Genomic DNA, 8,834 nt, shown 5'->3' on the forward strand with positions numbered 1-8,834 from the left:
ACCTGGACCTGCTGACCGAGAACAACCGCACGGAAGTGGTCAAAAACGACAGCCATCTCACCGTCGGCAACGATCGCTTTGCTCACGTCAAAGGGAGCGACCATTCCACCATCGAGGGCGAACGCCGGGACCACATCGGCGGCGACTACAACCTCACAACCAACGGCAGCCACCACAGCAAACAGGGCAAAAACCAGCTCATCGAAGCCGGCAGCGAGATCCACCACAAAGCCGGCATGAAAATCGTCATCGAAGCTGGCGCGGAAGTCACCCTCAAGGCCGGTGGCAGCTTTGTGAAGGTGGACCCTAGCGGTGTGACCGTGTCTGGGCCGTTGGTGCGGATGAATTCTGGCGGTGGGCCGGGGAGTGGTAGTGGGGCTGGGGTTAAGGGGCCGTTGTTGCCTGAAACTGTGGCTGAATTGACGGCCAAGGATGAACCTGAGCAGCTTGCGGAAACAGGCACTAGAGCGACAGCAGGCCCTGGGACCGCCTCGGTGCAAGCGTTGAAGTCAGCAGCCAGTAAAGACGTTGCTCTTGTGAAGCAATGTGGACGCCAACCAGACGGAACTTGTGCCATGGAGGCCTGTGCATGTGAGGGTGATATCTCATGATGGACCTCGACGAGAAGACCATCGCCCGAGCATGGATACTGATCGATGGCGCGGCATTTGATGCTCCCAGATTCGTCTACGAACACGATGATCAGCCGGAACTCGAATACCTCTACCTAGGCACACAACACGATTCAGTCATTGAAGTAAGCCCTTGCCTTGTAAAACCTTCGCCATCATCACGAATCTGGTCGGAGCAGGTAAGGTGGCGGGAACATGCCGTTGTCCTGCTGACCGACGAAAACATGCCCGTACTGGCCGACCATTTGCGAAGCCTGTTGAGCGTCAAATTGCCTGACGGTGCCTATTCCTATCTCAGATTCTATTCTCCAAAGCAGCTCTGCAGGTTGATGGGAACGTTCAGTGATCTGGAGCGAGGCCAGTTCAGTGGCCCGATAACGGGTTGGCTGGCATTCCAGAACGATGGCCAATGGCGGCGATTCAGCGCTGATGGCAATAAGTCAGCCCGAGATGCCTCTGAAGAAGGCTGGTTTGTTCTTGCGGATCACCACATTGAGGCTCTGGCCAGTATGGCCAGAGAAAAGTTCGTAACCCAGCTGGCGAGATACCTCTCTCTAAATGATTCAAGCGATATTAATGCGCTGATTCAACAGGCTAATTCGTTTGGCTTCCGCACAGAGAAAGACGTCAGCCGCTATGCAGAGTTAGCGGTAGTACATGGAGAGCGCATCAAGCATCCGGAGCTTCAGGCTATTTTGTCCAATTCCGAAGGTCCGGCAGGCAAGCGTTTGAGTGAAGTGGATAAACGTTTGGCATATGGAGTTGCCTCATGAGTTCTGAGTACACAGTCAAGTCTGGCGATACCCTGAGTGCAATCGCACAGCGGCACCAAACCTCTCTGAGCAGCCTCATGAGGTTGAATCCGGGTATAGAGAATCCCGATCGGATCGTGCCTGGGCAGATACTTAAACTACCAGCTGCAAACGATGCAGATTTTTCCGGCTGTGAGGTCGGGCAGATTGCTCAGGAACCGTCATGCGCCGAGGAAATTGTGGAAGTTGTGCATGTCACAGGCTCTGATGAGCTGATCCTGTTGACTGAAGAGGAGCTCGCCGAGTGGCTGGAGGAAGAAGAGTTCGTGTGTGCGCCGATGAACGAGTTCTACGCAAAACTGGATGAGTTCAATGATGGCGACCCGGACTCGGAACTGAGCCCCGCTGATGGTGAGGGCCAGTTATTGTCGGAAGTGCAGGAGGAGAAAGAGCGACTGACTAAAGAGCTGGAGGCTCGCTCCGTGCTGACCAACGACATGCAGACTATACCGCCCATCACCGAGATCAAGAGGCTCGCGGGCAACAAACATAAAACGTATGTCCGCTCTGACAAAATGAAGAATCATCCGCGACGATACTCGATAGCTGCCAGAGACCGAGCGCGCAGTCAGGGATGGTTAACGGAAAACGGGTTGGATCCAGCAAAGCTCCGAGACGCTATTCGAAGTGAATTGAACGTTAAATTCAACGCAATGTTGTGGGAGCCAGACCAGAATGGCGCGCTCATGACGACACTGAACAAATTCTACGATGAAGCATCCTGGTCAATCTGGGGTGATGCTGAGGCGCGACAACAAGCGGTTGATGAAACCGGGTTTAATGCTTCGGCAGAGGCTCAGTTTATGCGCTTTGCGTCGGGATTGAGTGGGTCGGGGGAATTTGACCCACGAAAAGGCAAGGTTCACTTGCAGGGCAAATTAGAGGGGCAGTTTTCGCTGGCGCAGGGCAAAGTGGGCATTGAGCAGGCGTTTCCGGTGAATAATCGGTCCGAAATCCGGATACCCTACCGGATTGGCGGCTGGGATGGCGAGCGGAGAATCGCTTCTCTGGGACATTTTCAGACAGCGATCAGCGCCTCCCTCACGGGCTTTGCGGGCGCTTCAGCGCTTATTGCAGGGAATGTTCACGTCTCCACCACCGATGGCCTTCCCACACTGAAGGGAATTGCGGCGCGAGAGAATGGGCAGAAAGCAGGCATGGAGGCAGGCGTATTCGCAGGCGTCCGTGGCGGCTGTGAGGTGGCCGGTGAACTTCGTTGGAAGGACGTACTTACGGAGCAGGGAGAATGGGACAGGCTTTGTCGCGTAGGAAAGAAAGTTGAAGCGGCATTGGGGGCCGGTGCTGAGGCCGAGCTCAAGCTGCTATTTAGCCCCGAGACTGGCAAATTCTACGTCAACGTACATGCTGGGCTTGTGTTGGGAGTGGGCCCATCCGGGAGCTTCCTGTTGGAAGTTGAAACCCAGAAAATCCTCCGAATGATGCACTTCGTGTATAACGCTCTGATGGATGTAGATTTCCGATATTTGGAGCTATTTGATCAGAGAACATCTGCATTTGATTGGTATCAGCGGATGAGCTTGTATGCTCTGTGTCGCGGATTAACTGCTATTGACGCAGCGGTTGAATTTACTGCGATTGCAACGGACCGAATTAGCGAACTGGTAAATGGCGTATTTGTTGCTCGAAAACGTGAACGCGAAGGGGAGGAGCTCGCCCAAAATGTAGTCGACGATATCAAGTCTAAGCAAGGTTCTGTGTTCCTTCACTCACCTCCGGAGGTAAAAGGTGCAGTACTAGATAATATTCTTTACGACTGGTGGGTCACACCTGATATGTGGAGCGACAACGATATCAAGATACAAGCTGTGACAGAGATTGTGAATTCGTTTCAGGGTTGGCGAGATTTTGAGGAAACAGTGGTTCGGATGAACCCGGAAGGCGTTGCCCGACGAGTAGAGTTCAATAAAAACTTTGAGCGGTTGTTCGATTTCATTGGCAAGAATAAATCGGATCAGCGGCTGTTTATCCGCGGACTGCAGGATCAGGCAGCAGTAGCTGGTAGACCGGTAAGAATGGATCCTTTTGATGTTTGCCGTATGTGTCGCATTGGGTAAGGGAGTTTTTTTCATGTTGAGGCTTGACTGGCTAAAGGTATTTACTCTGCTTGTATTGCCCGCTGTATTGGTTGCGTGCGGAGGATTAGCTGGAGGTGAAGAGTGGCATAAGTCGGCGGAGATGGTGGCAAAAGAGGCTGTCGACAATCAGGTGTTCGTTCAAGGTGGCTCTTTCCAGCTCGGAGATGTGGGGCGGCCAAATGGTTCTCCGTATATGGTACTAACAGACCATGCGCGTCCGCCAGTTGAGGTGAAAGTCGATAGCTATTCTATCTCCCGATACGAGACGACTTGGGGTGAAATGGAGGTTTATTACAAAGATGTCGGGCGCGCTCACTTATACGAAGATGAGTATACTGCCAGCAAATATCTGACCGCTTCGGACGACACTCTGTCGCCATACTATTACCGTAAACCAGCCAGGGTGCCCAATTACCGCGAGGCTGAGCTTTACTGTGCATGGTTGGCCGACCAAGCAGGCTTGCCCTTTGCGCTGCCGTCTGAGGCTCAGTGGGAATATGCCGCTCGGAACCGAGGGCATAATATCCCCTACGCGACGGATACGGGGGAAGAAGACAATGACACCTATTTGCAGCGTCCCAAAGAATACATCGACCCGAGCATTCCCCCGTCCGGTAATATGCTGAGCCATTCATCCCTCGTTATGGAGCGCCGACCAGTTGGAACCTACCCTCCGAATCCGTTGGGCCTCTACGATATGACCGGAAATGTGGCGGAATGGACTCAGGATTGGTTTCAAAAGGACTATTACAAGCATGCACCTTACGATAATCCGAGGGGCCCTGCGGGGCCGGTAAACCCGGATCAACCAGAGAAAACCGTTCGAGATTGGGCTGGAAAGGGAGGTGGTTTTGGCGGTGGTGGCACTGTGTTCGTGCGGAGTGGAGTCCACGTCGATGCCCCCGGCACGGGCTTTCGCTGCGTCGTCAATCATCCGGAGTCAATAAATTGAGGCCATAGAATCCCGGGGGTTAGGACAGTAATGCGATTTAATTAATTATCCCCAAAACAATGTTTTCAAGGAGGAAGCCATGAACAACACAAACCTGAATTCCCCAACCCAAAAGAATCGTCTGGTCACAATGATTCTGGCTATGTTTCTCGGGATCTTCGGAGTTGATCGCTTTTATCTTGGCAAGTGGAAGTCTGGTATTGCAAAAGGTCTCACGCTTGGTGGCCTTGGCATCTGGTGGTTCATCGATAGCGCGCTGGTTTTGATAGATGCTTTCCTCCACTCGCTCGGAAAGGACAGCGGTTTCGTTAAGGATGCTCGTGGCGCAGATCTTCGGCTTGGGCTCTCAATGTATCGTTTGAAAGGCGGTCGCCTTGAGCGCGATTGGTTCTCCGACTGAGTTCTGAATCCCTGATGGAGCTGAGATCACTCAGATGCTGTAGATTCCTTAGGGCCATTAAAGGGCCGTTGTAATCCGCCCGTTAAGAACGGGGGGTCACCAATTGGGTACCGCGCCCCCCCCAATCTTGTCACTCACACACCCCGCAATTCCTGCGCCGCTGCAACCATGCCCCGTAATGCCGGGATAACCTCCTCCCAGTTCCGGGTTTTCAGGCCGCAGTCCGGGTTTACCCAGAGTCTTTCCGCCGGGATTCGTTCCGCTGCTTTTTGCATCAGTGAGACGATGTGCTGTTGCTCCGGAATGTTCGGTGAGTGGATGTCATACACCCCGGGACCAATGTCGTTGGGGTATTGGAAGCCTTTGAATGCGTCCAGCAGCTCCATGTTCGATCGCGAAGTTTCTATGGTGATGACGTCGGCGTCCATCCGGGCTATGGCTTCGATGATGTCGTTGAACTCCGAATAGCACATGTGGGTGTGAATCTGGGTTTCGTCCTTTACGCCGTTGGCGCTGATTCGGAAGGCTTCGACGGCCCAGTCCAGGTAGGTCTGCCAGTCGGATTGTCGCAGTGGCAGGCCCTCGCGAAGCGCGGCTTCGTCAATCTGGATGATGCGCACACCGGACTGTTCCAGATCCAGCACTTCGTCGCGGATGGCCAGGGCCAGCTGGCGGCAGGTGTCTTTCCTTGGCTGGTCGTCCCGCACGAAGGACCAGTTAAGGATGGTGACAGGACCGGTGAGCATGCCTTTCAGTGGCTTGTCCGTCAGTGACTGGGCGTAGCGGATCCACTCTACGGTCATCGCTTTGGGCCGTGATATGTCGCCAAACAGAATCGGCGGTTTGACGCAGCGGGAACCGTAGGACTGCACCCAACCAAAGCGGCTGAAGACATAGCCTTCCAGCTGTTCGCCGAAGTATTCCACCATGTCGTTCCGCTCAGCTTCGCCGTGCACCAATACATCCAGCCCGAGGGCTTCCTGCTCGCGAACGCAATGCGCAATCTCGTCACGGATACGGCTGGTGTAGGCCTGTTCACTCAGGTCACCCTTGCGGTACTCGAGCCGCGTTTGCCGGATGTCCCGGGTTTGCGGGAACGAGCCGATGGTGGTGGTCGGGAAGGCGGGAAGGTCCAGGTGCGTTTTCTGTTGCTTCAGGCGCTGGGTATAGGGGCTGGTGCGCTCGCCGAAGGCGGTGGTGATAGCCGTGACGGCCCGCGCTACTTCGGGGTTGTTGACCCGTGCGGAGTTCTTGCGGCTGGCAATCGCGTGGGCGTTCTGGGCCAGCGCTTCAGCAACAGCTTTCCGGCCATGGTTTAACGCGTTTGCCAGGGCCTGCAGTTCATCCAGCTTCTGCACCGCAAACGACAGCCAGTTGCGGACTTCGGCATCCAGATCGGTTTCCGAGGTCAGGTCCACCGGCACATGAAGCAGTGAGCACGAAGGTGCCAGCCAGAGCCGCTCTCCCAGGCGCTCGCGCACCGGTTCAAGCCAATCCAGTGTGGCCGTAAGGTTGGTTTTCCAGATGTTGCGGCCATTAATCACGCCCAGAGATAACACCTTGTGGGCTGGCAGCCAGTCGATTATCCGGTTAACTTCGCCTGCCGCGCTGATGGCGTCCAGGTGCAATCCGGCAACCGGTAGCTCGCAGGCCAGTTGCAGGTTATCCCTGAGTTCACCAAAGTAAGTGGTCAGTAGCAGCTTGACCGGGCAGGCCTTCAGTTGGTGATACGCCAGGTTGAACGCATGACGCCAGTCCCCGTTGAGCTCGGTGACCAGCGCGGGTTCGTCGATCTGCACCCAATCCACACCCTGTTCGGCGAGCAGGTTGAGCAGTTCCGCGTACACCGGTAACAGGTCGTCCAGCAGGGCCAGACGGTCGCTGTCGTCTTTGCTTTTGCCAAGCCAGAGGTAGGTGACTGGTCCAATAATGACAGGCTTGGCGTTGACGCTCTGCTCGCGAGCTTCGGCCAGCTGTGCCAGGAGGCGCTCCGGGTTGAGCTGGAACCGGGTGCTGCGTTCGAACTCCGGCACGATATAGTGGTAGTTGGTGTCAAACCACTTGGTCATTTCGCCGGCGTGGATGGCGCAGCAGGCGGTATCGTTGGCGGACTGGCCGCGAGCCACCCGAAAATAGCGGTCCAGCTCTGTGCCGTCGGTTTCCCGGGCCCGTTCGGGCAGGTGGCCAAGGGTGAAGCTCATGTCGAGCACTTGGTCGTAAAAGGAAAAATCGCCAACCGGCGCGAGGGTCAGGGACGATTGCTGGGCCCAGTGCCGGCGGCGCAGATCGGCTGCGGTGATGTTCAGTTCGTCCGCGCCCAGTTGGCCTTTCCAGAAGGCTTCCTGTGCGAATTTTAGCTCCCGCTTCGCGCCGATGCGCGGGAAGCCCAGGTTGTGGGTCGTGGTCATGATGGTTTCCTTGCTGTTGCTTGTGGGGTTACGTGCTATGCAGTGAAGATTACCCATCCTGGAAAATGAAAAATAATGGTATTATTTCACTAATCCATGAATATAATTCACAGGTAGGCGGTCGATGATTGAGCGAAATCACTTGGAGATTCTCAGGGAAGTCGAACGCAAAGGCTCTCTGACGGCCGCCGCTGAGGCGCTGCATCTGACTCAGTCGGCGTTAAGCCACGCGATCAGGAAGCTGGAGTCGCAGTTGGGTGCGCCGGTGTGGGAGAGGGAAGGGCGACGGCTGCGTCTGACCCAGGCTGGTCAGTACTTACTGTCGCTGTCGACCCGTTTGTTGCCGCAGTTTGAACACGCTGAGATGCTGATTGGTCAGTTCGCCAAGGGCCAGCGCGGTACCTTGCGGATTGGTATGGAATGCCACCCTTGTTATCAATGGCTGCTGAAGGTGGTTGGCCCGTATCTGGAGCAGTGGCCGACGGTGGATGTGGACGTCAAACAGCGCTTTCAGTTTGGCGGCATTGGGGCGCTGTTCGGGCATGATATTGATCTTCTGGTGACGCCTGATCCCTTGCACCGTTCGGGCCTGGTATTTGAGCCGGTGTTTGATTACGAACAGGTGCTGGTGGTGCACAGTGAACACACTCTGGCGTCTAAAGCCTGGGCCGCTCCGGCGGACTTGGCGGATGAAACGCTGATTACCTATCCGGTGGAGGTGGAGCGCCTGGACATCTACACTCACTTCCTCTTGCCGGCCCACGCCAGCGCGGCCCGGCACAAGACCATTGAAACCACGGACATCATGCTGCAGATGGTAGCGGCCGGCCGGGGGGTGGCGGCATTGCCGCGCTGGCTGGTCGAGGAGTACGCGCTGAAAATGCCGCTGACCCCGGTGCGGTTGGGCGAGGCGGGCATACAGAAGCAGATTTTCCTGGGCCTCCGTGACCGGGATCGTGAGGTGGATTACCTGAATTCGTTCATGAACCTGGCGCGCGGGGTTCGCTGGGATTAGTGTCTTCGGGTAAACTGCGCGAAAAAATCAACAGGGGAGTCGATCATGAGTGATATACCCACAGATCTGAAATACATTGAGACCCATCAGTGGGTGCGTGTGTCTGACGATGGTACTGCCACCGTCGGTATTACGGATTTTGCCCAGGAGCAGCTGGGGGATGTGGTTTTTGTGGGCGTTCCGGATGTTGGCGTTACGGTTAACGGTGGCGAAGAGGCTGGCGTGGCGGAGTCGGTCAAGTCGGCATCGGATGTGTTCAGTCCGGTCACCGGTGAGGTGTTCGAGGTGAATGAGAGCCTGGAGGATGAGCCGGAGAAGGTGAACGAAGATCCTTACGGCGATGGCTGGTTGTATAAGGTTCGCCTGCAGGACAAGGGCGAGCTGGATGGACTGATGGACGCTGCAGCTTATTCTGAGCATGTGGCTGCTGAAAGTTAACATGTTGGCTCTGTGCAGGGTTTGAGTCGGTCGGCCCTCCCAAAACACGCTCAAGCCCATCCGTGGGGCGCTTGGGCTCCG

The 8,834-nt window shown here is 55.6% G+C and carries 7 protein-coding genes and 1 pseudogene; 7 read left to right on the forward strand and 1 reads right to left on the reverse strand.

Annotated features, from left to right (window positions below):
* From WD429_RS03205 to WD429_RS03225, 5 genes and pseudogenes are all read left to right on the forward strand, one after another.
* Positions 1-611: pseudogene (locus tag WD429_RS03205) on the forward strand (type VI secretion system tip protein VgrG); the annotation flags it as partial.
* Positions 608-1,405 (forward strand): DUF4123 domain-containing protein, encoded by a 798-nt coding sequence (locus tag WD429_RS03210; protein WP_368420730.1) that lies wholly within the window; start codon positions 608-610, stop codon positions 1,403-1,405. The pseudogene WD429_RS03205 and the gene WD429_RS03210, both read left to right, overlap by 4 nt.
* Positions 1,402-3,519, forward strand: coding sequence for a LysM domain-containing protein (locus WD429_RS03215; RefSeq protein ID WP_368420731.1), 2,118 nt, complete (start codon positions 1,402-1,404; stop codon positions 3,517-3,519). Before WD429_RS03210 ends, WD429_RS03215 begins: the two co-directional genes overlap by 4 nt.
* 13 nt (positions 3,520-3,532) lie before the next feature.
* Positions 3,533-4,492 (forward strand): formylglycine-generating enzyme family protein, encoded by a 960-nt coding sequence (locus WD429_RS03220; RefSeq protein WP_368420732.1) that lies wholly within the window; start codon positions 3,533-3,535, stop codon positions 4,490-4,492.
* 79 nt (positions 4,493-4,571) lie between these two features.
* Positions 4,572-4,892: a TM2 domain-containing protein gene (locus tag WD429_RS03225; RefSeq protein ID WP_368420733.1), complete on the forward strand. Its 321-nt coding sequence runs from the start codon at positions 4,572-4,574 to the stop codon at positions 4,890-4,892.
* 134 nt (positions 4,893-5,026) lie between these two features.
* On the opposite strand, the gene metE is transcribed toward WD429_RS03225, so the two are convergent.
* A complete protein-coding gene (gene metE / locus WD429_RS03230) occupies positions 5,027-7,300 on the reverse strand; it encodes a 5-methyltetrahydropteroyltriglutamate--homocysteine S-methyltransferase (RefSeq protein WP_368420734.1) in 2,274 nt (757 codons plus the stop codon).
* A gap of 124 nt (positions 7,301-7,424) precedes the next feature.
* Here metE and WD429_RS03235 point away from each other — a divergent pair, with 124 nt between their 5' ends.
* The gene (locus WD429_RS03235) at positions 7,425-8,315 is read left to right on the forward strand and encodes a LysR family transcriptional regulator (RefSeq protein WP_368420735.1); all 891 of its coding nucleotides are present in this window, start codon (positions 7,425-7,427) and stop codon (positions 8,313-8,315) included.
* 45 nt (positions 8,316-8,360) lie between these two features.
* Positions 8,361-8,753, forward strand: coding sequence for a glycine cleavage system protein GcvH (gcvH, locus tag WD429_RS03240; protein ID WP_368420736.1), 393 nt, complete (start codon positions 8,361-8,363; stop codon positions 8,751-8,753).
* Positions 8,754-8,834: the final 81 nt, after the last annotated feature.

Source organism: Marinobacter sp. (assembly GCF_040904845.1).
Taxonomy (GTDB): domain Bacteria; phylum Pseudomonadota; class Gammaproteobacteria; order Pseudomonadales; family Oleiphilaceae; genus Marinobacter.

Excerpts from the sequence above, each read along its gene's own strand:
- WD429_RS03210 (WP_368420730.1), top strand. The coding sequence starts at position 608 with ATGATGGACCTCGACGAGAAGACCATCGCCCGAGCATGGATACTGATC.
- WD429_RS03215 (WP_368420731.1), top strand. The coding sequence starts at position 1,402 with ATGAGTTCTGAGTACACAGTCAAGTCTGGCGATACCCTGAGTGCAATC.
- WD429_RS03220 (WP_368420732.1), top strand. The coding sequence starts at position 3,533 with ATGTTGAGGCTTGACTGGCTAAAGGTATTTACTCTGCTTGTATTGCCC.
- WD429_RS03225 (WP_368420733.1), top strand. The coding sequence starts at position 4,572 with ATGAACAACACAAACCTGAATTCCCCAACCCAAAAGAATCGTCTGGTC.
- metE (WP_368420734.1), bottom strand. The coding sequence starts at position 7,300 with ATGACCACGACCCACAACCTGGGCTTCCCGCGCATCGGCGCGAAGCGG.
- WD429_RS03235 (WP_368420735.1), top strand. The coding sequence starts at position 7,425 with ATGATTGAGCGAAATCACTTGGAGATTCTCAGGGAAGTCGAACGCAAA.
- gcvH (WP_368420736.1), top strand. The coding sequence starts at position 8,361 with ATGAGTGATATACCCACAGATCTGAAATACATTGAGACCCATCAGTGG.